Source organism: Mesorhizobium sp. USDA 3734, from assembly GCF_056279665.1.
Map to the genome: position 1 here is coordinate 5,812,360 of NZ_JBWCCW010000001.1, position 25,486 is coordinate 5,837,845.

Annotated in this window: 24 protein-coding genes; 9 read left to right on the forward strand and 15 right to left on the reverse strand. The window is 61.9% G+C overall.

What is annotated here, in order from left to right; genetic code table 11:
* Positions 1-3: 3 nt before the first annotated feature.
* From pdeM to ACZ89F_RS27855, 5 genes are all read right to left on the reverse strand, one after another.
* Positions 4-720, reverse strand: a complete 717-nt coding sequence (gene pdeM, locus ACZ89F_RS27835) for a ligase-associated DNA damage response endonuclease PdeM (RefSeq protein ID WP_476095209.1) — start codon at positions 718-720, stop codon at positions 4-6.
* Complete coding sequence (locus ACZ89F_RS27840; RefSeq protein WP_476095210.1) at positions 717-3,266, reverse strand: ligase-associated DNA damage response DEXH box helicase; 2,550 nt, start codon at positions 3,264-3,266, stop codon at positions 717-719. The genes pdeM and ACZ89F_RS27840 overlap by 4 nt, the downstream gene beginning before the upstream one ends.
* A 104-nt stretch (positions 3,267-3,370) precedes the next feature.
* Positions 3,371-4,267, reverse strand: coding sequence for a C40 family peptidase (locus ACZ89F_RS27845; protein WP_476095211.1), 897 nt, complete (start codon positions 4,265-4,267; stop codon positions 3,371-3,373).
* A gap of 42 nt (positions 4,268-4,309) precedes the next feature.
* Positions 4,310-4,660 carry a MarR family winged helix-turn-helix transcriptional regulator gene (locus tag ACZ89F_RS27850; protein WP_109666469.1) on the reverse strand — a complete coding sequence of 117 codons (351 nt, stop codon included), beginning with the start codon at positions 4,658-4,660 and terminating at the stop codon, positions 4,310-4,312.
* Positions 4,661-4,732: 72 nt separating this feature from the next.
* Entirely contained in the window at positions 4,733-6,097 is a 1,365-nt protein-coding gene (locus tag ACZ89F_RS27855; protein ID WP_476095212.1) for a leucyl aminopeptidase family protein, read from the reverse strand.
* A 126-nt stretch (positions 6,098-6,223) separates the two neighbouring features.
* Here ACZ89F_RS27855 and ACZ89F_RS27860 point away from each other — a divergent pair, with 126 nt between their 5' ends.
* Positions 6,224-7,045 carry a tetratricopeptide repeat protein gene (locus ACZ89F_RS27860; protein WP_476095213.1) on the forward strand — a complete coding sequence of 274 codons (822 nt, stop codon included), beginning with the start codon at positions 6,224-6,226 and terminating at the stop codon, positions 7,043-7,045.
* A gap of 87 nt (positions 7,046-7,132) precedes the next feature.
* On the opposite strand, the gene ACZ89F_RS27865 is transcribed toward ACZ89F_RS27860, so the two are convergent.
* From ACZ89F_RS27865 to ACZ89F_RS27905, 9 genes are all read right to left on the reverse strand, one after another.
* Positions 7,133-8,155 carry a type II secretion system F family protein gene (locus ACZ89F_RS27865; RefSeq protein WP_476095214.1) on the reverse strand — a complete coding sequence of 341 codons (1,023 nt, stop codon included), beginning with the start codon at positions 8,153-8,155 and terminating at the stop codon, positions 7,133-7,135.
* A gap of 9 nt (positions 8,156-8,164) precedes the next feature.
* The gene (locus ACZ89F_RS27870) at positions 8,165-9,178 is read right to left on the reverse strand and encodes a type II secretion system F family protein (protein ID WP_476095215.1); all 1,014 of its coding nucleotides are present in this window, start codon (positions 9,176-9,178) and stop codon (positions 8,165-8,167) included.
* Between the two features lie 29 nt (positions 9,179-9,207).
* On the reverse strand, positions 9,208-10,710 hold the full coding sequence (locus ACZ89F_RS27875; protein WP_476095216.1) for a CpaF family protein: 1,503 nt from the start codon (positions 10,708-10,710) through the stop codon (positions 9,208-9,210).
* Positions 10,711-10,739: 29 nt separating this feature from the next.
* Entirely contained in the window at positions 10,740-12,023 is a 1,284-nt protein-coding gene (locus ACZ89F_RS27880) for a CpaE/TadZ family protein (RefSeq protein ID WP_476095217.1), read from the reverse strand.
* 43 nt (positions 12,024-12,066) lie between these two features.
* Positions 12,067-12,804: a CpaD family pilus assembly protein gene (locus tag ACZ89F_RS27885; RefSeq protein ID WP_476095218.1), complete on the reverse strand. Its 738-nt coding sequence runs from the start codon at positions 12,802-12,804 to the stop codon at positions 12,067-12,069.
* Positions 12,805-12,818: 14 nt separating this feature from the next.
* The gene (locus tag ACZ89F_RS27890; RefSeq protein ID WP_476095219.1) at positions 12,819-14,348 is read right to left on the reverse strand and encodes a type II and III secretion system protein family protein; all 1,530 of its coding nucleotides are present in this window, start codon (positions 14,346-14,348) and stop codon (positions 12,819-12,821) included.
* A complete protein-coding gene (gene cpaB, locus ACZ89F_RS27895; protein WP_126067607.1) occupies positions 14,345-15,157 on the reverse strand; it encodes a Flp pilus assembly protein CpaB in 813 nt (270 codons plus the stop codon). The genes ACZ89F_RS27890 and cpaB overlap by 4 nt, the downstream gene beginning before the upstream one ends.
* A 214-nt stretch (positions 15,158-15,371) precedes the next feature.
* Positions 15,372-15,890, reverse strand: a complete 519-nt coding sequence (locus ACZ89F_RS27900; RefSeq protein ID WP_476095220.1) for an A24 family peptidase — start codon at positions 15,888-15,890, stop codon at positions 15,372-15,374.
* A 174-nt stretch (positions 15,891-16,064) separates the two neighbouring features.
* Positions 16,065-16,241, reverse strand: coding sequence for a Flp family type IVb pilin (locus tag ACZ89F_RS27905; protein WP_476095221.1), 177 nt, complete (start codon positions 16,239-16,241; stop codon positions 16,065-16,067).
* Positions 16,242-16,563: 322 nt separating this feature from the next.
* Here ACZ89F_RS27905 and ACZ89F_RS27910 point away from each other — a divergent pair, with 322 nt between their 5' ends.
* From ACZ89F_RS27910 to ACZ89F_RS27920, 3 genes are all read left to right on the forward strand, one after another.
* Positions 16,564-16,986: a pilus assembly protein N-terminal domain-containing protein gene (locus tag ACZ89F_RS27910; RefSeq protein ID WP_476095222.1), complete on the forward strand. Its 423-nt coding sequence runs from the start codon at positions 16,564-16,566 to the stop codon at positions 16,984-16,986.
* 137 nt (positions 16,987-17,123) lie between these two features.
* Positions 17,124-17,705 carry a TadE/TadG family type IV pilus assembly protein gene (locus ACZ89F_RS27915; RefSeq protein WP_476095223.1) on the forward strand — a complete coding sequence of 194 codons (582 nt, stop codon included), beginning with the start codon at positions 17,124-17,126 and terminating at the stop codon, positions 17,703-17,705.
* A 46-nt stretch (positions 17,706-17,751) separates the two neighbouring features.
* On the forward strand, positions 17,752-18,345 hold the full coding sequence (locus ACZ89F_RS27920) for a TadE/TadG family type IV pilus assembly protein (RefSeq protein WP_476097413.1): 594 nt from the start codon (positions 17,752-17,754) through the stop codon (positions 18,343-18,345).
* 96 nt (positions 18,346-18,441) lie between these two features.
* Here ACZ89F_RS27920 and ACZ89F_RS27925 read toward each other — a convergent pair whose 3' ends face one another.
* Positions 18,442-19,362, reverse strand: coding sequence for a phosphate/phosphite/phosphonate ABC transporter substrate-binding protein (locus ACZ89F_RS27925; RefSeq protein ID WP_476095224.1), 921 nt, complete (start codon positions 19,360-19,362; stop codon positions 18,442-18,444).
* Positions 19,363-19,579: 217 nt separating this feature from the next.
* Between ACZ89F_RS27925 and ACZ89F_RS27930 the strand changes: the two genes are divergently transcribed.
* The 5 genes from ACZ89F_RS27930 (at position 19,580) to dnaA (ending at position 25,357) form a co-directional block, all read left to right on the forward strand.
* Positions 19,580-20,821 carry a phosphopentomutase gene (locus ACZ89F_RS27930; protein WP_476095225.1) on the forward strand — a complete coding sequence of 414 codons (1,242 nt, stop codon included), beginning with the start codon at positions 19,580-19,582 and terminating at the stop codon, positions 20,819-20,821.
* Complete coding sequence (gene mutM / locus ACZ89F_RS27935; RefSeq protein WP_476095226.1) at positions 20,814-21,701, forward strand: bifunctional DNA-formamidopyrimidine glycosylase/DNA-(apurinic or apyrimidinic site) lyase; 888 nt, start codon at positions 20,814-20,816, stop codon at positions 21,699-21,701. Before ACZ89F_RS27930 ends, mutM begins: the two co-directional genes overlap by 8 nt.
* Before the next feature lie 31 nt (positions 21,702-21,732).
* Entirely contained in the window at positions 21,733-22,506 is a 774-nt protein-coding gene (locus ACZ89F_RS27940) for an enoyl-CoA hydratase (RefSeq protein ID WP_476095227.1), read from the forward strand.
* A 182-nt stretch (positions 22,507-22,688) separates the two neighbouring features.
* Positions 22,689-22,955 (forward strand): 30S ribosomal protein S20, encoded by a 267-nt coding sequence (gene rpsT, locus ACZ89F_RS27945; RefSeq protein ID WP_013533694.1) that lies wholly within the window; start codon positions 22,689-22,691, stop codon positions 22,953-22,955.
* 926 nt (positions 22,956-23,881) lie between these two features.
* Entirely contained in the window at positions 23,882-25,357 is a 1,476-nt protein-coding gene (dnaA, locus tag ACZ89F_RS27950) for a chromosomal replication initiator protein DnaA (protein WP_246093787.1), read from the forward strand.
* Positions 25,358-25,486: the final 129 nt, after the last annotated feature.

A 25,486-nucleotide genomic window follows, 5' to 3' on the forward strand; every position in this document is an offset into this window, starting at 1 on the left:
GTTTCAGCCGGGCCTGAGCATCGAGCGCGAGATGGCGAAGATACGGTCCGTGCCCAGCATGTAGGCCATCAGCGTATCCAGCCGGAACAGCCCGGCATAGGCGCGGTCAAGGACGTTGAGCGAACCGGTATAGGCACCGAAGGCCGGCATGATCATGCGGCCGCCATCGCCGGCAAAGCAGCGCCGCCGCACCGAACGGCCGCGCTGGACGATGCGGGCGCAGGGATGCAGATGGCCCGCTATTTCGCCTTCGACACGCTGCTTCGATGGCTCATGCCGGAACAGCAGCGACCCGATGGCGAGTTCCCGCACCGTCTCGCCAGGCAGGTCGGCGGGCGCTTCGGGATCATGATTGCCGGCAACCCAGAACCAGTCACGGCCTGATATCAGCGCTTCCAGCCGCTCGCGGAAACTTGCATGCATGCGTTCGGCGCCGCCGCCATCATGAAAGGAGTCGCCCAGGCTGATGACGATCGATGGTTGGTAGTCAGCGATGACGGCCTGCAATCTGAGCAAGGTCGCGCCGGTGTCGTAAGGCGGGATCAGCGCGCCGCGCCGCGCCAGCGACGAACCCTTTTCCAGATGCAGGTCGGACACCACCAGAAGCCGCAGGTCCGGAAAATAAAGCACGCCGCGCGGGTCGCAGACGGCGCGCTCGCCGGCGATGCCGACAAGGTTGGCCTCGGCGATCAACGATGTGCGCGCCAGCGAAAAGTTCATTCCACACTCATTCCCGGACCCATGGCCTCCTCGACCAATGTCGCCGCATCCATCAAAAGCGTTTCATCGGCTTCGCCATTGACCGGCATCTTGCCGATCTCGAGCATGATCGGCACGGCGAGCGGCGATATCTGTTCGAGATTCTTATGCACGATTCGACCCTGGATGCGCGAGAGCATGTCGGCAAGCCTGCTGACATCAAGCAGACCGGTCGCCGCATCGGCGCGTGTGGCCTGCAGCAGGATGTGGTCGGGCTCGTGGCTGCGCAGCACATCGTAGATGAGGTCTGTCGACACGGTGACCTGACGACCGCTTTTCTCCTGGCCGGGGTGGCGTTTCTCGATCAATCCCGAAATCAGCGCACAATTGCGGAAAGTGCGCTTGAGAAGCCAGCTGTCGGCCAGCCAGGCTTCGAGGTCGTCGCCCAGCATGTCCTGGTCGAAAAGGGCGCCGAGCGAAGGCTTCCTGGCTTTGAACATCGTGCCCATGTCGCCCAGCGACCATATGGCCAGCGCATAGTCGGTGGCGACAAAGCCGAGCGGCCTGGCTCCCGCCCTATCGAGACGACGGGTGAGCAGCATGCCGAGCGTCTGGTGGGCCAACCTGCCCTCGAACGGATAGGCCACCAGATAATGGCGGTTGCCGCGCGGAAAGGTCTCGATCAGCAGGTCGTCGCGTTTGGGCAGCACGGATTTGTCGGCCTGGAACCGCAGCCAGTCGGCCACCTGCTCCGGCAGCTTCTTCCATCGCTGCGGGTCGTCCAGCATGATGCGGACCTGTTCGGCGAGGTAGGTCGAAAGCGGAAACTTGCCGCCGCCATAGTAGGGCACCTTGGCATCGCTACCCGGCGCATTCGACACGAAGCACTCATTCTCGCGAATGCCTTCGAAGCGCAGCACCTTGCCGGCAAACATGAACGTATCGCCATGCGTCAGCGTTTCGAGGAAGGCCTCCTCGATCTTGCCGAGAACCTTGCCGCCGCGCGAAGCCGAGCCTTTGCTGCCAGCCTTGACGTAGCGCACGTTGAGCGCCGGCACCTCGATAATGGTGCCGACATTCAACCTGTATTGCTGGGCGACGCGCGGATTTGACACTCGCCAGAACCCATCCTTGTTCAGGCGGATGCGGGCATAGCGCTCGTAATTCTTGAGCGCATAGCCGCCGGTGGCGACGAAATCGATAACGCGGTCGAATGTCGGTCGATCGAGGCTGGCATAGGGAGCTGCCGTTCGCACCTCCTCGTACAGATCATCGGCCCGAAACGGCGCGCCGCAGGCACAGCCCAGCACATGCTGGGCCAGCACGTCGAGCCCGCCATCGATCAATGGCGGCGTGTCCTGTGCACCGAGATAGTTGGCGTCGAGGGCTGCCCGGCATTCCAGCACCTCGAAGCGATTGGCCGGGATGAGGATCGCCTTGGACGGCTCGTCCATGCGGTGGTTGGCGCGGCCGATGCGTTGCGCCAGCCGGCTGGCGCCCTTTGGTGCGCCGACATGCACGACCAGGTCGACATCGCCCCAGTCGATGCCGAGGTCGAGCGTCGACGTCGCGACGATGGCGCGCAGCGCATTCTCGCCCATCGCCTTCTCAACGCGCCGACGCTGGGCCACGTCAAGCGAGCCGTGATGCAAGGCGATCGGCAAGGTATCCTCGTTGACCCGCCACAATTCCTGGAACAGCAGCTCTGCCTGGCTGCGGGTGTTGACGAACAGCAGGGTCGTCTTGTGGCGCTTGATCTCGCGATAGATCTCCGGCGTGGCATAGCGCGCCGAGTGTCCCGCCCATGGCACGCGCTCTTCCGAATCGAGGATGGAGATATCGGGCTTCGCGCCGCCTGTCACGACAATGAGCTCAGCCATGTCGGGGCTTGTTGGACCTTTGGGCGGATTCTGGCTGACCAGCCAGCGCCGCAACTCGTCCGGCTCGGCCACCGTCGCCGACAGCCCGATCGTCTGCAAATTGGGGACAAAACCGCGCAGCCGTGCCAGACCAAGCGCCAGAAGGTGCCCGCGTTTCGATGTCACCAGCGAATGCAACTCATCGAGCACGACGTAGCGCAGATCCTCGAAGAAGCGTCGGGCGTCGGGCGCCGCGATCAGCAGCGCCAGTTGCTCGGGCGTGGTCAACAGGATGTCGGGCGGCACCAGCTTCTGGCGCTGGCGCTTGTGGGCGGGGGTGTCGCCGGTGCGCGTCTCGATGGTGACCGGCAGGCCGATCTCCTCCACCGGCTTGCCGAGATTGCGCTCGATATCGACGGCCAGCGCCTTCAGTGGCGAGATGTAGAGCGTGTGGATGCCGCGATGCGCCTGGCCTGGCTTTCGCCTTGGCCGGACAGCCAGTTCGGTCAGTGAGGGCAGGAAGCCGGCCAGCGTCTTGCCGGCGCCGGTCGGCGCGATCAGCAGGACCGACTGTCCGGCCTGGGCTTTCGCCAGAAGTTCGATCTGATGGGCGCGCGGCGACCAGCCTTTCTCGCCAAACCATCTGATGAATGGTTCGGGCAGGGCCACGGTGGCATTCTGTTCGGCAAGGCGCGGCTGCTCTGTCACCCGCCAGAAGTAGCGCGACGGCAGTCAATCGCCAAGAAAAATCGGAACAAAAGGGGATCGAGGTGAGCTTTCCACGCCGCGCGAACGGGGCGAAGGAAGAGAGGCTACGGCCTCCTGAATCCCGTCGGCCCGCCATAGAGATACCCGATGCGATCAACCGCGTCCTTCAGCCCTTCGCGCGAGACCAGCATGGTGTGGCCGTTGGCGTGGATCATGTCGTGGGCGTCGGTCATGACGGCGACATGGCCCTTCCAGAACACCAGATCGCCGCGCCGCAGCCCTGAGAAATCAGGACCCGGCTCGAGCGGATCGCCGAGTGTCGCCGCCTGCATGTCGGAATCGCGCAGCACGTTGCTGCCGGCCATGCGCATCGCCAGTTGCACCAGGCCCGAACAGTCGATGCCGAAGCCGGAAGTGCCGCCCCAGAGATAGGGTGTTCCAAGAAACGTCTCGGCAACCGCGACATAGTCGGAGGCTGTGTCACCGAGCGGCCGCAGATGACTCGCAATGATCGCCTCGCCGGATGGCAGGACGGCATAGTGCGTGCCGCGCGTCTCGGCGGCATCCGTCACCGTCACCGTCGATCCCATCGACAATTGCCCGGCGATCGGAAAGCGCAGATCCGGCCCGGGATAGAGGAACGTGCGTGGCACGCAGACGATGTGGGTGGGCGCAAGTCCCCGCCCGCCCAACATCGTGTCGGCGACATAGCCGACATAGCCGTCGCGTTCGGCCTGGACCCACGCCCAGCCTTCGGCCACTTCAAAGACCAGGACATCATCGCCGAACAGAAGCTGCGTGTTGACGCCGGCATCCGGCCGCGGCGCTTTGCGCATATCGGCCACGGACGCGGTGATCCGCGCCGGCCGGCCGGCGACGAAGCGCTCGGCGGCGACCTCGCCCTTCAGCCGTGCATCGGCAAGGTCGGAGCGAAAAGCGTGAAGGCGGGCATCCCTGGCAGTCAAATCGGCAACTCGGTCAAGATTGACTTGTTTGAGCATGATCTTTTCCGAAAACCGGTCCCCACTTTTCGGGATCATGCTTCAGATTGGCAGTTCGTGGGCTTTGGCGATGATACCATCGCCAAAGCGCTCGACAAAGAGCGCCCCTTCCACCGTGCGCCTGATCAGCACATTGCGCTTGTCGAGTTCGTCGCGATGCCGCGACACCAGCTTCAATGCGCCCATCGTGTCGAGCGCGCGGGTGATCACCGGCTTGGTGACATTGAGGCGCGCGGCCAGCCCGCGCACCGTGTGCGGCGGCGGATCGAGATAGATGGTGAACAGGATCGCCGTCTGGCGCATGGTCAGATCGGGCTCGTCGTCGCGCACCTGCGACAGCATCACTTGCTGCCACAGTCGCAAGGCCTGGCTCGGGCGCATCCCAATCGACATCGCGCCAGCATGACGGCAAATTGTTTCGGTTCCGTTTCAGTCGAAGCAATTTGCCGGCTCTTCCTGCCTCAATCAGCCGTAGCGTTTCGTGATGATCCGCTCCAGCGCGCGGATGCCTTGCGCCTCGCCGCCGGCGGGGCCATGCGGGCGGTCGGCTGGGTTCCAGGCGAAGATGTCGAAATGCGCCCAGCCCGCGGTCTTGTCGACAAAGCGCTTCAGGAACAGCGCCGCCGTGATCGAGCCGGCAAAACCGTCCGTGGTGACATTGTTGATGTCGGCGATCTTCGACGACAGTTTTGCATCGTAGGGCCGCCACAACGGCATGCGCCACAGCGGATCCTCGGCCGCAACGGAAGCCGCCGCCAGTTCGGCTGCCAGCGCTTCGTCGCCGGTATAGAAGGGTGGCAGGTCGGGGCCGAGCGCCACACGGGCAGCCCCTGTCAGCGTCGCCATGTCGACCAGAAGCTGCGGCTCCTCCTCGTCGGCCAGCGCCAGGGCCTCGGCCAGCACCAGCCGCCCCTCGGCATCCGTGTTGCCGATTTCGACAGTGATGCCCTTGCGGCTCGTCAGCACGTCGCCGGGTCGGAAGGCGTTGCCGGCAATCGAATTCTCGACCGCGGGAATGAGCACGCGCAGCCGCAAATTCAGCCCGGCAGCCATGATCATCGAGGCGAGGCCAAGGACATTGGCGGCACCGCCCATGTCCTTCTTCATCAACAGCATGCCGGACGATGGCTTGATGTCGAGACCGCCAGTATCGAAACACACACCCTTGCCGACCAGCGTCACCTTCGGCGCGCCTTGCTGCCCCCATCTCATGTCAATCAGGCGCGGCGCATCGGCCGATGCGCGACCGACAGCATGGATCATCGGGAAGTTCTGATCGAGGAGATCGTCGCCCTTGACCACCGAGACTTCGGCCTTGTGCCTGACGGCCAGGGTCCGCACCGCCTGCTCCAGGTCTTCCGGACCCATATCGCTGGTCGGCGTGTTGACCAGATCGCGTGTCAGGAAGACGCCATCGGCGATGCGGCGAACGCGCCCGGCATCGACACCGGCCGGCAGGCCGAAGCGCAGCGCTTTGCCTGACTTCTTGCCGTAGCGGGTGAAGACATAGCCGCCGAGCACCAGCGCGGTGGCCGCGAGTTCGGGCTCGACCGGCGCCGAGGCGAAATGCCAGTCGCCTTCCGGCAAGGCTTTCGACAGTGTGCCGAGGGCGAGCGCGCCTTCGCCATCGCCGACACCGAACAAGGCGCCGCCGAGCGCGCCGTTTTCGCCAGGCACGACCAGCGTCCTGCCTGCCTCGCCGGAAAAACCGTTGGCTCTGGCCCAGGCGACAGCGGCTGGCGCAAGATCCGTCGCCTCGAGACCGTCCCTGGCGACCAGATGGACCGGCAGTGAGCCCGGCAGTTTCTTCTCGACGAGTTCGACAGGCATTCGATGTTCTCCATGCGGCGACCTTCGAGTCGCCGTTCTTAACCGTCCGTTAGGGTTAACAGAATATTTCTGCGGGAGGGAAGACGGCCACGCAATGGCCGCGCATGAATGGAGGCTTAGGTAGCCATGCCGACCAACCGCACGATCAACGCCAGGGGAAATCGGCTCATCACCACGGCCCTTGCGCTGGTGCTCGCGGCGGGCGTCGCCGGTTGCGGGACCGACAAGCTTTCCACCGGCTCGATCGGGCGCACCAGCGGCAAACCGCTGGAAACCATGTCGGCGGGAGAACTGCACACTGCGACGACGTCACTGGGCCAATCCTACGCCAGGAACCCCAACGACAAACGGATAGCGACAAATTATGCCGCGGCACTGCAGATGGATGGCGACGCCGACCAGTCGCTCGCCGTGATGCGCAAGCTGGCGATCGCCATGCCGAAGGATCGTGACGTGCTCGCCGCCTATGGCAAGGCGCTGGCCGCCAATGGCCAGCTCGACGCGGCACTCGACGCCGTGCGCCGCGCTCAGACACCGGAATATCCCGACTGGAAGCTGGTGTCGGCCGAAGCGGCCATTCTCGACCAGACCGGCCAGAAGGACGATGCGCGCCAGCTTTACCGCAAGGCGCTCGAACTCAAGCCGAACGAGCCTTCGGTGCTCTCCAATCTCGGCATGTCGTATGTGCTGGAAGGCGACCTGCGCACCGCCGAAACCTATATGCGCTCGGCCGCGCAGCAGCCGAACGCGGACAGCCGGGTCCGTCAGAACCTGGCGCTGGTCGTCGGCCTGCAGGGCCGTTTCGACGAAGCCGAGAAGATCGCCTCACAGGAACTCTCGCCCGAACAGGCGCAGGCAAACGTCGCCTATCTCAGGCAGATGCTGGCCCAGCAGAATGCCTGGAGCCAGCTCAAGGATCAGGACAAGTCAAAGTCCGCGACCAACTGAGACGACGATCCGTAACGACCTCAAACGAAGAAGCCGCGCCCGTCCAGCGCGGCTGCTTCGTTTGGAGTGCAGGGGTTTGTCTCGCCGCTATTTGGCAGTTGTCGCCGACGCCGAATGATCGCCGAAGATACCGCGCTGGCTGACCTGAATGCCGGCGGGGCCCAGAATGATGGCGAAGAGCACCGGCAGGAAAAACAGGATCATCGGCACGGTGAGCTTTGGCGGCAAGGCGGCGGCCTTCTTCTCGGCCGCATTCATGCGCATGTCGCGGCTTTCGGCGGCAAGCACGCGCAGTGCATGCGCCACCGGCGTGCCGTAGCGCTCGGCCTGGACGAGTGCCTGCGACACCGACTTGACCGAATCCAGGCCGGTGCGGCTTGCCAGGTTCTCATAGGCCTGCTTGCGCTCCTGCAGATAGGAAAGCTCGGCGTTGGTGAGTATGAATTCTTCCGCCAGCGCCACCGATTGCGCGCCGATTTCGTCCGCGACCTTGCGCAGTGCCGCTTCCACCGACATGCCCGACTCGACGCAGATCAGCATCAGATCGAGCGCATCCGGCCATGCCATCTGGATCGATTGCTTGCGCTTGGTGGCGCGGTTGTTGACATAGACGACCGGTGCGTAGAAGCCGCCGTAAGCAACGAGGATGCAGACGAACAGCCTGATGACCAGAGGCTTGTCGGGCAATCCTCCGAGCACGAAGATGTAGACCGTGGCCAGCGCGAAGCCGACAAAGGGAAGCACGAGACGGAAGAAAAGAAACCGCGTCAGCGGATTCTGCCCGCGAAACCCGGCCACTTTAAGTTTCTGCAACGTGCCCTCATCAGCGAGCGCGCGCCTCAGATCCAGCCGGTCGACAATGTTGCGCATGCCAACCGACTGCTCCTCGCGCAGACCCTTGCGACGGCGATCCGCCTCAATGGCAAGCCGGGCGCGCTGTTTGGCACGCAGTTCGTCGCGTTCCAGCGCAACGGTTTTCATGCGTGACTTGAGCTGGTTTCCGCCAAACGCCGGCAGCAAGGTGAAGACGGTCGCAAACACCGCAACGGCGACCAGCAACGCGATCAGGAAGCTCGGATCCGTCAGGGATTTGATGACTTGTTCGGTCATGGCAGCGTCCTAGACATCGAAGTTCATCATCTTGCGCATCACCAGGATGCCGATCGACATCCAGACCGCCGAGCAACCAAGGATCAGATTTCCGACGCTGGTGTTGAAAAGCGGCATCAGGTAGGTCGGGCTCGACAGGTAAACGAGAAAGGCGACGATGAAGGGCAGCGCACCGATGATCGCGGCGGACGCCTTCGCTTCCATCGACAATGCCGCGACCTTGGCTTTCATCTTCTTGCGATCGCGAAGTACGCGCGAAAGATTGCCCAGCGCCTCGGAAAGATTGCCGCCGGCCTGCGATTGAATCTGGATAACGATGCCGAAGAAGCTTGCCTCGGTGCAAGGCATGGTTTCGGGCATGCGCAAGGTCGCATCGGGGATCGACATGCCCATCTGCTGTGAATCGACGATGCGACGAAACTCGGTCTTCACGGGTTCGGGCGATTCGTTGGCGATCAGGCGCACGGCGTCGTTCAGCGGCAGGCCGGATTTGACCGCGCGCACAATGATATCGAGCGCGTTTGGAAATTCATTGAGGAATGCCTTGACCCGGCGGGCGCGACGAAACGAGACGAACCAGCGCGGCAGGCCCAGCGCCCCGGCCAGCAGCACGCCAGGCAAGAGGAACATCGGTGCCCCGGCTACAAACGCGACAATCGTCAAAGCGAGGCCGCATATGGCGGAGTAAACATAGAAACGCTCGACGGTGGTTTTCAGGCCGGCCTGACGGAGTTGGGCTTTCAGCGGCGGTTTCTTGACGGCGCTGTCCTTGGTTTTCTGCTTTGCCTCGAGATCGTTCAGCGAATCCTGAACCGATTTGCGCCGCTTGGCGGCTTCCGCCACGCGGTCGCGCGAGGCCTTGACGACCGAGCGATCCGTCTCTGCGGTCCTGATCGTTTCGAGCCGCTTGCCGACCTGTTTCTCATTGCTGATCCGGGTGAACAGGAATGCATAGGCGACCGCGCCGGCACTGAAGCCAGCGAGCACTACAAACGCCAGTACTGTGCCGTCAATTCCAAACATTGGCCAGAACCCTCACGCCTCCGGACGCATCAGTCAGCGCGTTTCTCCATCGCCTCGAGCGCAATTGCGAGGCGCTGCTCTTCGCCATAATAGCGGGCCCGTTCCCAGAAATGCGGGCGGCCGATGCCGGTCGATACATGCTCTCCCAGCAACCTGCCATTGGCGTCCTCGCCCTTGATGTTGTAGAGGACGATATCCTGCGTGATGATGACGTCGCCCTCCATTCCGATCACCTCGGTGATGTGTGTGATGCGACGCGATCCATCGCGCAGGCGCGCCGCCTGGATGATCACGTCGATGGAGCCGACGACGATTTCGCGCACGGTCTTCTGCGGCAGCGAATAACCGCCCATGGCGATCATGGATTCGATACGGTTCAGGCATTCGCGCGGGCTGTTCGAGTGGATCGTTCCCATCGAACCGTCATGGCCGGTGTTCATCGCCTGCAGAAGGTCGAACACCTCGGGTCCGCGCACTTCGCCGACGATGATGCGCTCGGGCCGCATGCGCAGGCAGTTCTTGACCAGGTCGCGCATCGTCACCTCGCCCTCTCCCTCCAGATTGGGCGGGCGGGTTTCAAGGCGCACCACGTGCGGCTGCTGCAATTGCAGCTCGGCAGAGTCCTCGCAGGTAATGACCCGCTCGTCGCGGTCGATATAGTTGGTCAGGCAGTTGAGCAGCGTCGTCTTGCCCGAGCCGGTACCGCCCGAGATGACGATGTTGCAGCGAACTCGGCTGATGATCTTGAGAACTTCGGCGCCCTGCGGTGAAATGGCGCCGAACTTGACCAACTGATCGAGCGTCAGCTTGTCCTTCTTGAATTTGCGGATGGTGAGCGTGGCGCCGTCGATGGAGAGCGGCGGCGCGATGACGTTGACGCGGGAGCCGTCGGGAAGACGCGCGTCGCAGATCGGACTGGATTCGTCGACACGGCGGCCAACCTGGCTGACGATGCGCTGGCAGATGTTGAGGAGCTGCTGGTTGTCACGGAAGCGGATGCCGGTCTGCTCGACCTTGCCGTTGACTTCGATGTAGACGTTCTTGGAGCCGTTGACCATGATGTCGGCGATGTCGTCGCGCGCGAGCAGCGGCTCGAGCGGCCCATAGCCGAGCACATCGTTGCAGATGTCCTCGAGCAGTTCTTCCTGCTCGGCGATCGTCATCGCGAAATTCTTGATCGCGATGATGTCGTTGACGATGTCGCGGATTTCCTCGCGCGCGCTTTCCGGATCAAGCTTGGCAAGCTGCGACAGATCGATCGTGTCGATGAGCGCGGAGAAAACCTGGCTCTTGGTGTCGTAATAGGTTTCGCTCTTCTCGCGCTGTGCCCGCTTTGGCTCAGGCGCCAATGGCGGTGCCTCGACCGCACGGCGCGCCGGCGGCGCGACAGGTGCGCTTGGCGCAGCCGAGGGCCGGGCCAGAACCGCCGTCTCCGCGGAACTTGCCGCCGGCGGCGCAACAGGCGCCGCTGCTGGCTGGCGAAATTCCGGCGTGAACCGGTTGCCGTCGTCGCTGCCTCTTTTACCAAACATGATCGACTACCGATTCCACTGCTGAAGCGTCACTTCTTGTTGCGCGAGAACTTGCCGAGCAGGTTGCCAAGCCCGGCCTTCTTCTTGGCCTTGATTTCACTGCGCCCGGTCAGCACATGCGCCATTTCGTTGATCATTGCGACAACCGGGTTCTTGGCATCCATCTCGCCAAGCATGCGTCCGTTGTTGGCGGCATTGCCGAACAGCAAAGGATCGAAACCAATGACCGACATTGGCGACAGGCCGAGCGGCTCGGCGAAATCGGACGGCGAAATCTCCGGGCGCTTTGGAACGCCGGCCTGGTTGATGATCAGCTTCGGCGGCGGATCGTTGGGACGAAGCCGTTTGAACATGTCGACGAGGTTCTTGGTGTTGCGCAGATTGGCCAGTTCCGGTGTCGCCGTGATGACGATCTCGTCGGCCTTGATCAGGGTGTTCTTGGTCCAGCCCGTCCAGATATGGGGAACATCGAGCACCAAAAGCGGCACGCTGCGCTGGGCGGTGTCGATGAGCTGAGCGAAGGCCTCCGGATCGAAATCATAGACCCGTTCGAGCGTCGAAGGTGCTGCCAGCAACGACAGATGCTCAGCGCACTGAGTCAGCAGCCGGTCAAGATAGACTTCATCGATGCGCTCCGGCGAAAACACCGCCTCGGCGATGCCTTGCGCCGGATCCTGGTCGAAATTGATGTTGGCCGTGCCGAAAGCGAGATCGAGATCGGCGACGACCACCTCGGATTTGAACAGGGAGGACATCGCCCAAGCCACATTGTGGGCAATCGTCGAGGAGCCGACGCCACCCTTGGCGCCGACAAAGGCGATCGAACGGCCGAGCGGCTCGGCTTCCGGATCGATGAAAATCGACGATACCACGCTGACGATGTCAGCCATCGACACCGGTGCGATCACATATTCGGAAATGCCGTTGCGGATGAGCTCGCGGTAGAGGCCGACATCATTGTAGTGACCGATCACCACCACCTTCGAAGTCGGATCGCAATATTCCGAGAGCTGGGCGAGTTGCTCCAGCAATTGCTTGGGCTCGCTGCGCGATTCCAGCAGGATCAGGTTGGGCGTTGGCGCCGATTGGTAGAATTCGATGGCGGTGGGTACGCCGCCCATATGGACCTTGAGATGTGCCTTCGCCATGCGGCGGTCCTCGCCGGCGCGCTCGACCGGATTGGCAACGCCTTCGGTCTCGCAGAATGCCTGGATCGAGATGCGCGGGATCGGCCGCAATGCCTGCATCGCGGCGATGTCCTGCTGCGAGGTATCGCTGCCATCCACCGGGGCGTCGTAGGCAAGGTTGCTCATCGTCATGCTCTTTCGCGTAGCCTGTTCTGTTCGAGACTGCGGCTTAGTACGTCACTTCCGAATTGCCGAGGAACTCTTCCGAGATGCCTCTCTGACGGTAGACGTCGATCACCGCGCCGCGATTCTCAGCATCGATGGTGGTCGACTTGCGCGGCCCGACCAGATCGTTCGGGTTGGCCATCTGGGCAGCAAGATTGTTCTGATAGGAGCAGCCGAAATCGGCATAATGCTTGTTGTCCGATGTCTCCATCAGGTCATCGGGCCAGCGACCGCACTTGTCGGTCTGGGCCCTCACCGAGACAAAGGCGACGCGAACCGGCGAGGATATCTCGCTCGAGGCGGCCTGATAGGAGGTGACGACGATCCGGTTGCGCTTGACGCCGGCGGCGATCGCGAGCCGGGCGAAATCGCGGGCGGCCGCCGTCGCGGCGGCCTCGTTGGCCGATCCGCTCGGGATCTGGATCGTCAGCGTCGGAGCGGCGCCCTTGTCATAGCCGTCGAGGAAACCAAGAAGCGTATCGCGCTGCGCGCCGGTCATGCCGCGGTCACCGGCGCCAACAGCCAGGTCGACCTTCTGGTTCTTCTCAGCGATCACGATCGGATGGTTGGTGCGATAGTCATCCGGAATGGCGCCGACCGTGACGCTGTCGCGCTGGGCGCAGCCGGCCAGCAGCGCCGCCACCGCAACCGCCAGCACCGGAACGGCTCGCCGGCAGGCCTGCGAACGGCCAAGGCGCATCGTTGTGGCGATGATCCCTGCCTTCAATGCTGACTGAGACATGTCCGCTTCCCCGTTTACTTGTAGATGAAGCCGACAACGCCGTGGTAGCGGCCGTTGGGCTTGTCGGTCTGCATGGTGCCGTAGACGCGGTTGACGCGGCCAAGGAACATGGCGGCGCCGTCGCTGGCGGCGTTGAAATTATCGTCCGGCTTGGCAAGGTCGTTACGCGCCACGGGCTTCACCAGATAGGGCGTGATGATGACCACCAGCTCTGTTTCATTGCGCACGAAGTCCCTGCTGCGGAAGAGGGTGCCAAGCACCGGGATCTTTGTGAGGCCAGGCAACCCCGAGACAGCTTGACGGACATCGTCGCGCACCAGGCCGGCAATCATCATGGAGCCGCCGGAAGGCAACTCGACGGTGGTGTCCGCCAGACGTTTGCGGATCGACATCATCGTCATTCCAGGCAAATTGCCGGCAGCTTCGAGAGTGGCGGCACCTTCCATGGTCGGCTCCGATACGGAGGTTCTGACCTTGAGGCTGATCCGGCCAGCCGACAGCACCACGGGCTGGAACTCGAGACCTATGCCATATTCGAGTTTGGTGTTGGTGTAGGTGATCTCGCCCGTCTGGTTGTCGGTTGAGACGTTCTGTGTACGCGAGGTGATGAGATTGAACTCGCCACCGACCTTGAACGTCGCCTTCTCGCCTGACACGGCGGTCAGGGTCGGCTCGGCCAGGGTCTTCATCACGCCGCTTTGCTCCATGGCATTGATGTAGGCCTGGAGAGGCGAAGTCGGATTGCCGAGAGTCAGGCCCGAGTACTGCGACAGTGGCTTGCCCAATCCATAGGGTGGAGAACTCAGCGCATTCCAGCTGATGCCGTTGGAGCTACCGCTCCCGACCATGTTGACGCCGAGCTGCTTCATCACCGAGCGGCTGACTTCGGCGACCGTCACCTTCAGCGTGACCTGGTCGTCGCCCACGATCTGGAGCAGGTTGACGATCTTGCTCGTGCGGCGCTCAGTATCCGGGTTGTTGATGTCGACACCGCTCTGGGATGAACCGCCGGCCGCGGTCTGCGAATATTGTCCCGTCGTTGCTTCACCGCCCGAGACGAAGATCGTGGCCAGGTCGACCGCGCGTTTTGCGTCCAGCGGCGTGTCGACTGTCCCTGTCAGGACGACGTTGTCATTCAGCAGTTCCACCTTGATGGTCGACGTCGGAATGAAGCGCTTGATATAGTCCTCAAGACCGGCAACGTCGCGTTCGACGGCCAGATCCAGACTGACGATCTGCTCGCCATTCGGGCCGAAAACAAAGATGTTCGTCTCGCCGACCGCCTTGCCGAACAGGTAGATGCGCCTTGCGGTGCGGGTCACCGCATCGGCCACCGCCGGGTTGGCGACGAGAATGTCGTAGGCATCGCTCGGCAGGTCGATGACCACCGATTTGTTGAGGCCGAGCTTCACGCGCTGGGTGGCCGTCGATGCGGTGACCTGCGCATTCTTTGCCTCGACAGCGCTGCCTTGCACATTCGTTCCGACGAGCAGCAGGCCCAATGCCGCGGCTACAATTGCCGGCAGTTTACCATTTAGCCTCATTTCCTTGCCCCTACTTCGGAAACTTCGCCCGACTTGATCAGCCTCACCGTTCCCCTGCGACCATTGCCGGAAACGAGATAGTCGGCCTCACCCAGATTCTTTTCCTGAGTGTCGGCGACCGCCCTTAGCGCCAGGGTCAAGCGATCCGCCATCTGTTGGGCGACGGTGATGATCTCTGCCTGCTTGGGCGTCAGTTCCAGCGTGGCGGTCTGGCCCACCCTGGTCTTCTTGCCTTCCTCGTCCTCCTGAATGGTCTGGTCGATGGCCAGGACGCGGATGTTCTTGAGGATGGTCTCGGTGTTGAAACCGGCGGCCCCGCTGGCGGCATCGGCCCTGCGGGTCATGATGACATCGACGAAATCGTTCGGAAGAATGAAGCCGCCGGCCGACGTGTCGGCCGAAATGGCCGTGGCCACGGCCCGCATGCCGGAAGGCAGGATCGACGACATGAAGCTCTGCCCCTCGCCGATCAACTTGGAACGCCGCAGGGGCTCTCCGGCGTACATCGCAACGCGGGCAACGGAACCCTTCAGCTTGTCCAGGGCCTCGGGCTCTGCGGTGCGGGTGATGAAATTCGCGTTGACGCCGTCGGCGGGCCAGGATTGCCAGGCGATGTTGTTCTCGATCGGGCTGCCCATCGGAACGTCGCCCGAAAGCACAAGCACATCCTGCAGAGACACCGCCGGGGCCTGGGGGCCGGAATCGACGACGACCTGGGGCGGCGGTGCCACCATGTTTTTCGCGACATACCCAGCGCCACCCGCCGCGGCCACCGCCACGCTCAGAATTATCAATCGCGATGCTGGCATCTGTCCGAACCCTTGCCTTGGCAAACCACGTAGCCAAGCCGGACTTTGCAGCGGCAATCGTCAAAACAAGGTTAATGTAATGCTTACGATCGTGATTAATTTAAGGTTTACATAAATTAGACGGAATGTGGCCTAACCGGCAGAAATGACCGGGCCGGCCTTTGTTGAAAGCCGGTTGCGGCAATGCCGATCAATAAAAGAAATCAGATCGTGTTCAGGCCGCCAGCCTAGCCAGCGCCCATATCATCAAAGGCGAATCCGGATAGGTCAGCAACCCGCCAAGGCCAAGCGCGATGCCGTAGGGAACCCCGTTTGCCTCGTCGGCGAAATGGCGCAGAAACGGATTTCGGCCGGTAACGGCCGCAAGCAGCGACTTGCGGTAGATGATGATCGCGAGCGTCAGCAGGCCGCCGATGATGGTCGAGGCGACAAGATACTCGACGAGATTCACATTGAGACCCATCCACATCGCGGTGGCAGCCAGAAGCTTGGCGTCGCCGCCGCCCATGCCGCCCAGAGCGAACAGGCCGAACGTCACGGCCAGGACCAGGGCGCCGGCGGCGAAATGTCCGCCATAGGCCGCCCATCCCATGCCCGTCAGCGGCGCAACCAGTGCGAAAACAACGACAAGCAGCACCGGCACGCGATTGGCGATCGTCATCGACAGCATGTCGGAGATCGCGGCAAACAGCATACAGAACGGAAAGACGACGAAGATCAGGGCTTCAAGCATCGGCGCTGTGCCTATTTGTCCGAATTCCACGAGGCCCAATCTAGGCACGTTCGATTAACGATTGATGAGGCCGAGAACGAAAAGACGACGGATGTTGGCAGCTGCATGGAAAAAGGGCCGCCATGTGGCGGCCCTTTTCGAGAACGCAATCCAAGCGCTCAGCAATACGGCAGATTAGCTGCCGCTGCCGTTCAGGGTGGATCCGATAGCGGTGAACTTGCCGTTGATTGCATTGCCGAGCGCGCCGGCGCCAGTGATGATGGCGAGCGCGATGAGAGCGGCGATCAGACCATATTCGATAGCGGTCGCGCCGGATTCGTCCTTCACAAAACGTGCGATGAGATTAGACATTTGAGAGCTCCTACTCCACGTGTTACAGCACTTCCGTCAACTTCTGTGATGGTTGATCGGATGCTGCCAATCTAGGGAGAAGCTCTTTCGATCGGCTTAATAAACAGCCTTACCGATTCCTTTCCCGGTTCGAACACATTGCGTGGTTAACTCCAGGCTAAAGTGCCGCCGGCCTTCCGTCTCCGGATTTTGTGGCGCCTGCGATCCCGACCTGACCGCGCCTTGCGAGCCATTGCACCATCGGCAACAACGCGCGCTTAACCGTTGGTTCACCAATCTCGTTCATGTTCCGTTGATCAGTCCGCCTGCGTGGAGCGCCTCAATGGCCCAGCCGAGATCGTCAATTCTGATTGCCGCGCTTCTTGCCGCCACGACCTTCGTCGCGCCAGCCATGGCCGGCGCTGGCATCGAGGTCACGATGAACCAGGCCAAGATCGTCAAACTGTCGCGCCCTGCCGACACGATCGTGGTCGGCAACCCGGCAATCGCCGACGCTTCCGTGCAGGATGCTTCGACGATCGTGCTGACCGGCAAAGGCTTCGGCGTCACCAATCTGGTCGTGCTCGATACGGATGGCAGCCCGATCGTCGACGAGCAGGTTACCGTCGTACGGCAGGCCGCGTCGTCCGTGCGTATCTATCGGCGTGCCGAAATTCAGACGATGTCCTGCACGCCCTATTGCGAAAGCTCCTACAAGAGCGATGCGGAGAAGGCCTCCGAAGCGGAGATGAGCGTCAGCCGATAGGATGGCGTGGTCGAATGCCGTTCAGGTTATCGGCTGGTTAAAACGCCAACGCTTACTTTAACGGTCATTCAAACCGGACCTCAATTGATTTGCGCTAATGCTCCTTCCGAGACCGCATAGAGATCGGCAGGATCAACATGAGCAAGGAATTCGACTCCGCAGGCGACCACAAGGCGAGGCGCTCAAGGTTTTCCGCTCGCTTCCTTCGCGACCGGCGCGGCAGCACGGCAATCGAATTTGCAATCCTTGCAATACCGTTCGCACTGCTCGTCTTTGCCATTCTGGAGAGCTGCATCGCATTTGCCGGGCAGGAAGTGATGGCCAACATCACCGACGATGTCTCGCGCCGGTTGCGCACCGGCCAGTTGAGGGCGGCCGACATCGCCGGTGACAATCTAAAGAACATGATCTGCGACAAACTGGAGATCATCGTTTCCCAGGATTGTCCCAATCAGCTGGACGTGGATCTCCGCCAGTATACGACGTTTACCGACGCGGCTGCGGCCGGCTTCAAGATCCAGGGCGGCCAAGTCATCCTGACGAACGGCGCCGCCACGCCGGCCTTTTCTGTTACGGCGGGAGCGGCGGAATCGAAGAACATGCTGCGGGTCTTTTACAAATGGCCCATCATGACCGACCTTCTGGCCCAGTCGATGGGCGGCAACAAGACTCTGCATTTCGCATCGGTGACCTGGCAGAACGAGCCGTTCGACAACTGAGTTCGAGGCGGATGCGCAAGCAGCAAAAGAAAAAAGGGCAATGGGCATGATGCGTGCGGGGGCACATCTTAGGACGGCAGGAGTTTGGCGGAAAGCAAGTCGATTCTGGTCCGATCGCCGCGGTATCGCGGCAGTCGAATTCGCCTTGATCATGCCTATCCTGCTGATCATGTATCTGGTGACCATGGAGGCTTCACAGGCCATCGAGACCAGCAAGAAGGTCAGTCGTATCGGCAGCATGGTGGCTGATCTCGCCACCCAGCAGACAAGCGTCGTCAAGGCGGATGTCGACGCCATCATGAAGATCGGCCCCGTCACCCTACAGCCCTACAGCCGCTCGACCCCGAGCATCACAATCACGGCGATACAGGTCTCGGCCGATGCGACGAAGGCACTGGTGGTATGGTCACGCAAGTTGGTCGCTGGCGCCACCAGCACCGGCCTCGCCGCGACCACGGAGACCACGGTTCCCGCAACGCTCAAGGTCGCCGGCACCTTCCTCATCCGCGTCGACAGCACTCTCGTCTACGAGCCGGCCATCAAGCTTGCAATGACCTCTGCTTTCAACCAGATAACGATGGGCGAAACCTACTATCTGCGCCCCCGCAGAAGCGTGACGATCCCTTGCGGCGACTGTTGAACAGAGACAGCCAGCCGTTTCACAGGATCGTTCCAACTCTCTGTTGCCACGCAACTGCGGACTGAAAATCGGCGCGCACTTTTTCTGTTTCCTGCGCTACTGTTGCGGACCACGGCCCGTGACGAAGCGCACGATAGCAACGGCCATCTCGTAATCTTCTGGCGCGACGGTAACGAAGCCCCCGGAATGCTTCGATTCCAGGAGGTCGTAGATATCAGGCGTCACCGATCTGAGGTTGGTGAGGAACACGGTGAGTCGGCGCTTGGCTTCAGGGTCGAGATCGCTGCGGACGGCGTGGGGGCCATATCTCAGCAAGCCAGACGTCCATACAACCCGAAGCGCCGTCACTGGGAGCCCTGCCGCTTCGAGCCTTGCCTGCGTGCCCGATGTTTCCGGCTGGCCGTCGGCAGCGGCCGTCACCCAACCGAACAGGCCATCGGCCTTGCCATCGACCAGCATCGTTTCAGCCGCCGCGGCCGAGTCGGCATGGACTAGAAACGGTGCATCTTCCGCAACCTCGCGGCCTTCCGCCGCCAACGCCGCCAATGGCAAGAGAGAACCGCCTACGCTGCCCGAAGGCGCAATGGCGATGCGATGGCTCTGCATCGCCGCCAGATCGGGCAGCTCGCCGTCCCGCGTCAGCAGAACGGAGCGGATGCCGATCGCGCCGTCGGAATCGACCGGAGCCACAAGCGGCTCGATACATAAGCAGCGCTGCGAGGCCGTCGCATAGGCGGTTGCCGAATAGATCGCGTATTCGATGCGGGCATTGGCCTGCGCCTCGATCAGCGCGGCATAGTCACGGGCAACGACAAACTCGACCTTCATGCCCAAGGCCTTGGTATAGGCGTCGGTCAACACAGCCAGCCCCGGAACGGTGTTGCCGGCGCCTGGCTCGGCAACGATGCCGATGCGAAACGTGCCGATATCATCACGCCAGTCGGCATGCGCCGGACCGGACCAGAGCGCACCCTGCATCAACATAAGGGCAGCAGACGCCTTCAGCGCAACGCTCATGACAAAACCGCCGTCTGTTTTCCTGGACCCATGCCCGTCGCATCGTTGCGACATGCATTCTTGTTTGTGCATGGTTTGTGCATGTCGTTGCCCAAAACCGCTGCGCACCTTAGGCGACATCACTGGACTATCGCGCCAAGCCGTTGCCGTTTGGTTTCCGAATTGCCAATGAAGTCGCGGAACCCTATGTCTGGTCGTTCAAACTGGCAACAACTCGATGGCGCGCGCTTTCCTCTTCGTTCTGGACTCCTTCGGCATCGGCGGCGCGGCCGACGCCAACCGCTACGGTGACGACGGCGCCAACACATTCGCGCACATCGCAGAAGCTTGTGCCGAAGGACGCGCGGATCGCGAAGGGCTTCGCAGTGGACCGCTTTTTGTCCCCCACATGGCCTCGCTCGGGCTTGGCAAGGCTGCCGAAACCGCGACCGGACTGGGCTTTTCCAGCAGTGGGACGGATCTGCTCGCGGCTGCCTTCCACGGCGCCGCGCAGGAGGTTTCAAGCGGCAAGGACACGCCGTCGGGCCATTGGGAAATCGCCGGCCTGCCGGTCCGCTTCGACTGGGGCTATTTCCCGGATACGATTCCCGCCTTTCCGGCTGAACTGACCGAGGCGATCATCCGCGAGGGCAAGGTGCCAGGCATTCTCGGCAATTGTCACGCGCCGGGCACCGAGATCATCGAGCGCTTCGGCGAGGAGCACATCCGTACCGGCAAGCCGATCTGCTACACGTCGGTCGACTCGGTCCTGCAGATCGCCGCGCATGAAGTCCATTTCGGCCTCGAGCGGCTTTATGAATTCTGCAAGGTGGTGCGCAGGCTGGTTGACCCGCTGAGGATCGGACGGGTGATCGCGAGGCCTTTCGTCGGCGAAACCACCGCCACTTTCGAACGGACATACAACCGTCATGACTACGCCGTGCCACCGCCGGAGCCGACCCTGCTCGATCGGCTGACAGCGCGTGGTAGCCGTGTCATCGCCATCGGCAAGATCGGCGACATCTTCGCCCATCGCGGAATTTCGCAAGTGCGCAAGGGGGCGGGCAACATGGCCATGTTCGACGAGGCGCTGGGCGCGATGGATGATGCCGGCGACGGCGATCTCGTCTTCGCCAATTTCGTCGACTTCGACACCGAATTCGGTCATCGCCGCGATGTTGCAGGCTATGCTGCCGCGCTTGAGGCCTTCGACAGGCGGCTGCCGGAGGCATTTGCAAGGCTGCGGCAGGGCGATCTTCTCATCCTGACGGCCGACCACGGCAACGATCCGACCTGGCAAGGGACCGATCATACGCGCGAGCGCATTCCGGTGATCGGCACAGGTCCGGGTTTCAGGGGCGGCGACATCGGGCTGAGAACAACCTTCGCCGACATCGGCGAAACCGTGGCCGAGCATCTCGGCCTGGCGTGCGGCCGTTACGGCACTTCTTTCTATGCGGCGATTGGCGGTCATGCCTGAATTGCCGGAGGTCGAAACCGTCCGGCGCGGGCTGCAGCCGATCCTGGAAGGTGCCACCATCACCCGTGTCGAGGCACGCCGCCCGGATCTTCGCTTTCCATTTCCCGAGAAATTCTCACAGCGGCTGACCGGCAAGACGGTCACGGCACTCGGCCGGCGGGCCAAATATCTGACGATGGACCTGAAAGGCGGTCCCGTGCTGATCTGCCATCTCGGCATGTCGGGCTCATTCCGCATCGAGACGGCGGACAGCAACGACATGCCCGGTATCTTCCACCACGACCGCTCGAAGAGCTCCAGTCACGACCATGTCGTCTTCCATGTCGTATCTCCGGCAGGCGCCCGATCACGCGTGATCTTCAATGATCCGCGCCGCTTCGGCTTCATGTTGTTTGCCGAAGGGCCGAACGTCCATCCGATGCTGGCCGGGTTAGGCGTTGAGCCAACGGGCAATACACTGGACGGCGCACTGCTTGCCTCATTGATGAAAGGGCGGCGATCACCGCTGAAGGCAGCGCTTCTCGACCAGAGGCTGATCGCCGGGCTCGGCAACATCTATGTGTCGGAGGCGCTGTGGCGCGCCAGCCTGTCGCCGCTGCGTGAGGCGGGCACGATCGCCAAGCCCGGAAAGAAAGCCCAAGCCCAAAGCGAACACCTCGCCGAAGCCATCCGCTCGGTGATATCAGATGCGATCGCCGCCGGCGGATCCTCATTGCGGGATTATATGCAAACCGATGGGTCGCTGGGCTATTTCCAGCACTCCTTTGCCGTCTACGACCGCGAGGGCGAGGCCTGTTCTAAACCCGGCTGCAGTGGCCACATCGAACGGATCGTGCAGGGCGGCCGATCGACCTTCTATTGCCGGACATGTCAGCGGTGAGTTAGACGAGCGCGAGCGAGGAGAAGCAGCCATGGCCTATGAGACGATCATCACCGAGACGCACGGCAAGGTTGGACTGATCACGCTGAACAGGCCGCAGGCGCTCAACGCGCTGAACTCCCAGATACTGACCGAACTGGTCGCAGCCGTGAACGCTTTCGGGGCCGATGCCGGCATCGGCGCCATGGTCATCACCGGTTCCGAAAAGGCTTTCGCCGCCGGCGCCGACATCAAGGAGATGCAGTCCATCTCCTATGCGGACGCCTACGCCCAAGACTTCTTCGTCGGTTGGGAGGAGCTTACGCGGGCGCGAAAGCCTATTATCGCGGCGGTGGCGGGCTATGCACTCGGCGGCGGCTGCGAGTTGGCGATGATGTGCGATTTCATCATCGCCGCCGACACGGCCAAATTCGGCCAGCCCGAGATCACGCTCGGTGTCATTCCAGGCATGGGCGGGTCGCAACGGCTGACCCGCTTCGTCGGCAAGTCGAAGGCGATGGACATGTGCCTGACCGGGCGGATGATGGATGCCGCCGAAGCTGAGCGTTCGGGCCTGGTGTCGAGGGTCGTGCCTGCCAGTGACCTTGTCGAGGAGGCGCTGAAGGCGGCAGCCAAGATCGCCGCTTTCTCGCTGCCATCGGTGATGATGGCAAAGGAGGCTGTCAACCGCGCCTTCGAGACGACGCTTGCCGAGGGATTGCGGTTCGAGCGCCGGCTGTTTCACTCGCTGTTTGCACTGGACGATCAGAAGGAAGGCATGGCGGCCTTTGCCGAGAAACGGAAGCCGAATTTCACCAACCGCTGACGCCAATCCTTTAGCTGCGAAGAAGCTGGCTGTTGGCCGCCAAAAAGAAGGCCAGGCAGCGTTGACGCGCCGGAAAAGCTGAACTATAAGCCGCACCAACCGAGGCGGCCCCGTGGCTGCCCGTTTGTTTTTTGCGCCCTGCGGCATCCCGCATGCGCCCACCAGATCAGAAGAGAGGCATCATGGCCAATACATCCTCGGCCAAAAAGGCAACGCGCAAGATCGTCCGCCGCGCAGCGATCAACAAGAACCGCCGCTCGCGCGTCCGCACCTATATCCGCCAGGTCGAAGAGGCACTTGCCTCCGGTGACAAGGCCGCCGCACAGGCTGCCTTCAAGATCGCGGAGCCGGAATTGATGCGCGCCGCAACCAAGGGCGTGATCCACAAGAACACGGCGTCCCGCAAAGTGTCGCGACTGGCCCAGCGGGTCAAAGTTCTGTCCGCCTGATATCACTTCCCTAGACTGACGTTCTTTCGAACCCGGCCGTTTGTGCCGGGTTTTTTCGTTTGCCGGCAAGCACTTAAAAAGAATGTCCGGAAACGGTGTCTTGTGCGGATTTCACGATTGGGAATACTTTGCCGGCATATGCATGCCTGCTGTTGGTCGGCATGCTTGAAAAGGGCTGGCTTAAAGATTCTTAGCTGTCAGAAATAGCCTATATTTTTCAGACACTTCCAGATGGTGATCCACAGCTTGTCCACACCACGCCAACCCGATGGGGGACAAGTAGCTGTCAAGCGAAATATTTCAGAATCTTTCTCTCGGCGCCCGGTTTTTCATATTCGCCGGAAAAGGGTTTGAATCACAATGGCTTTGTTAAAATGTGCCGTTGCGGCACGCCACTCGAACCCGCCTCCAGTAACCAGATTCCTTAAAAATCCGTTAGACGTGGCCTTGCCCTATCCACAGCGATTTCGGTAATGTCGGTCTATCGAAAGGGACGGGCTCTGGGCCTTAAACCCAGCCTGAACCGGCCAGCTTAAATTGGCGGGATTTGCAACGCGGATCAAGTCCGCGGACGGATTTGGTTTGTCTTTTTCGATACGGTAGGGGACTGGCGTAACTAGACATGGCAGGTAGACGGCGCGCCGGCGCTCTTTTCGCCGGACGGTGTTGTATTGCCCTGACGTACCCAACGCGGACTGGCTTCCATGGGCCGGCACCGGTTCCCTCAGACAATGGGCGACGTTCATCTGCCGGCGGCGGCAGCGGACATCGTAGCAAAGACATAAGTCGCCGGAACCGGATGCAGGAGGCGCATCCCCGGTGGAAAACAGGTACGGAAGGACAAGGAAAAGATCATGCAGAGCGGCATCGAAAGGGAGCTTACGGGCGACCTCCCATTTCCTGGAACTTTGATCGGAGCAAACGACATGGCGGTGTCCAGCGACGCGGAACAAAAATTCGACCGGGTCAAGACCCAGTTGAAGGCGCGCCTGGGAACCGAAGTCTATTCGAGCTGGTTTGGCCGCATGAAGGTCGCGGAGGCTTCCAAGGGCATTGTCCGCATCTCGGTGCCCACCGCCTTCCTGCGCTCATGGATCAACGGCCACTATCTCGACCTCATCTCCGAGCTGTGGAAGCAGGAGGATCCCGATCTCCTCAAGATCGACATCGTCGTGCGCACGGCAACCCGTCAGGGACGCAGCCAGGCCGAGCCAGAGGTGGTCCCTGCACGCAGCAAGATGACGCGGCAGACGCAGACGGCGCTCGCCGCCGGCACCGTCAGCCCCGGCAGGACAGAGCGGGCACCGGCTCCGCGTCCGGGCACACCGATCGAGAGCGAATTCCGCCACAATGTGCTGGGGTCACCGCTTGATCCTCGCTACACATTCGGCTCCTTCATCGAGGGTCCGTCGAACCGGGTGGCCTTCGCCGCCGCCAAGGCTGTGGCGGAATCGCAATCGAGCGCGGTGCGCTTCAACCCGCTTTTCCTTCACGCAACCGTCGGGCTCGGCAAGACACATTTGCTGCAGGCCATCGCCGCGGAATCGCTGAAGCAGAACCCCAAGTCGCGCGTCGTCTATCTGACGGCCGAGTATTTCATGTGGCGCTTTGCCACCGCGATCCGTGACAACAACGCGCTGACGCTCAAGGAACAGCTGCGCGACATCGACCTGCTCATCATCGACGACATGCAGTTCCTGCAGGGCAAGTCGATCCAGCATGAATTCTGCCACCTGATCAACATGTTGCTGGACAGTGCCAAGCAGGTCGTCGTTGCCGCCGACCGGCCGCCGTCGGAACTGGAATCGCTCGAACCGCGGGTCCGTTCGCGCCTCAATGGCGGTGTCGCGCTTGAAATGTCGGCGCCCGATTTCGCCATGCGCCTTGGCATGCTCAAATTGCGCCTTGCCACCGCCAGGGTCGATGACGCGTCGCTGAACATTTCGGAAGAGATCCTCAATCACGTCGCACGCACAGTGACCGGCAGCGGACGCGAACTGGAAGGCGCCTTCAACCAGCTGCTGTTCCGTCAATCCTTCGAGCCGCAGATCACCATCGACCGGATCGACGAGATCCTCGGCCACATCTATCGCACCGGCGAGCCGAAACGGGTCCGTATCGAGGACATCCAGCGCATCGTCGCGCGTCACTACAATGTGTCGAAGACCGAATTGCTGTCCAACCGGCGCACGCGCACCATCGTTAAGCCGCGGCAGGTCGCCATGTACCTGTCGAAGGTAATGACGCCGCGCTCACTGCCCGAGATCGGGCGGCGTTTCGGCGGCCGCGATCACACCACGGTGCTGCATGCCGTGCGCAAGATCGAGGACCTTTCCGGCAATGACAACACGCTGGCGCAGGAACTCGAGCTCTTGAGGCGGTTGATCAACGACCAGGCCTGACCGTCCAGGGAGCCCGAACCCGAACAACACTGGAATTCAATGGCTTGCCAGTGTGGCCCGGGGCCCGGAATTGGCTCGTGGCGCCGCCTGGAAGCGGCCCGGATTTCGGTTTTACGACATCGGTACGCG

Bases quoted from the DNA above. Each gene is read 5' to 3' on its own strand.
- cpaB (WP_126067607.1), bottom strand. From the start codon at position 15,157: ATGCCAGCATCGCGATTGATAATTCTGAGCGTGGCGGTGGCCGCGGCG.
- ACZ89F_RS27855 (WP_476095212.1), bottom strand. From the start codon at position 6,097: ATGCCTGTCGAACTCGTCGAGAAGAAACTGCCGGGCTCACTGCCGGTC.
- ACZ89F_RS27880 (WP_476095217.1), bottom strand. From the start codon at position 12,023: ATGAGCAACCTTGCCTACGACGCCCCGGTGGATGGCAGCGATACCTCG.
- ACZ89F_RS27860 (WP_476095213.1), top strand. From the start codon at position 6,224: ATGCCGACCAACCGCACGATCAACGCCAGGGGAAATCGGCTCATCACC.
- ACZ89F_RS27890 (WP_476095219.1), bottom strand. From the start codon at position 14,348: ATGAGGCTAAATGGTAAACTGCCGGCAATTGTAGCCGCGGCATTGGGC.
- ACZ89F_RS27925 (WP_476095224.1), bottom strand. From the start codon at position 19,362: ATGAGCGTTGCGCTGAAGGCGTCTGCTGCCCTTATGTTGATGCAGGGT.
- ACZ89F_RS27915 (WP_476095223.1), top strand. From the start codon at position 17,124: ATGAGCAAGGAATTCGACTCCGCAGGCGACCACAAGGCGAGGCGCTCA.
- ACZ89F_RS27905 (WP_476095221.1), bottom strand. From the start codon at position 16,241: ATGTCTAATCTCATCGCACGTTTTGTGAAGGACGAATCCGGCGCGACC.
- ACZ89F_RS27930 (WP_476095225.1), top strand. From the start codon at position 19,580: ATGGCGCGCGCTTTCCTCTTCGTTCTGGACTCCTTCGGCATCGGCGGC.
- ACZ89F_RS27850 (WP_109666469.1), bottom strand. From the start codon at position 4,660: ATGTCGATTGGGATGCGCCCGAGCCAGGCCTTGCGACTGTGGCAGCAA.
- ACZ89F_RS27885 (WP_476095218.1), bottom strand. From the start codon at position 12,804: ATGTCTCAGTCAGCATTGAAGGCAGGGATCATCGCCACAACGATGCGC.
- ACZ89F_RS27875 (WP_476095216.1), bottom strand. From the start codon at position 10,710: ATGTTTGGTAAAAGAGGCAGCGACGACGGCAACCGGTTCACGCCGGAA.
- pdeM (WP_476095209.1), bottom strand. From the start codon at position 720: ATGAACTTTTCGCTGGCGCGCACATCGTTGATCGCCGAGGCCAACCTT.
- ACZ89F_RS27940 (WP_476095227.1), top strand. From the start codon at position 21,733: ATGGCCTATGAGACGATCATCACCGAGACGCACGGCAAGGTTGGACTG.
- rpsT (WP_013533694.1), top strand. From the start codon at position 22,689: ATGGCCAATACATCCTCGGCCAAAAAGGCAACGCGCAAGATCGTCCGC.
- ACZ89F_RS27870 (WP_476095215.1), bottom strand. From the start codon at position 9,178: ATGTTTGGAATTGACGGCACAGTACTGGCGTTTGTAGTGCTCGCTGGC.
- ACZ89F_RS27845 (WP_476095211.1), bottom strand. From the start codon at position 4,267: ATGCTCAAACAAGTCAATCTTGACCGAGTTGCCGATTTGACTGCCAGG.
- ACZ89F_RS27865 (WP_476095214.1), bottom strand. From the start codon at position 8,155: ATGACCGAACAAGTCATCAAATCCCTGACGGATCCGAGCTTCCTGATC.
- dnaA (WP_246093787.1), top strand. From the start codon at position 23,882: ATGGCGGTGTCCAGCGACGCGGAACAAAAATTCGACCGGGTCAAGACC.
- ACZ89F_RS27910 (WP_476095222.1), top strand. From the start codon at position 16,564: ATGGCCCAGCCGAGATCGTCAATTCTGATTGCCGCGCTTCTTGCCGCC.
- ACZ89F_RS27900 (WP_476095220.1), bottom strand. From the start codon at position 15,890: ATGCTTGAAGCCCTGATCTTCGTCGTCTTTCCGTTCTGTATGCTGTTT.
- mutM (WP_476095226.1), top strand. From the start codon at position 20,814: ATGCCTGAATTGCCGGAGGTCGAAACCGTCCGGCGCGGGCTGCAGCCG.
- ACZ89F_RS27920 (WP_476097413.1), top strand. From the start codon at position 17,752: ATGATGCGTGCGGGGGCACATCTTAGGACGGCAGGAGTTTGGCGGAAA.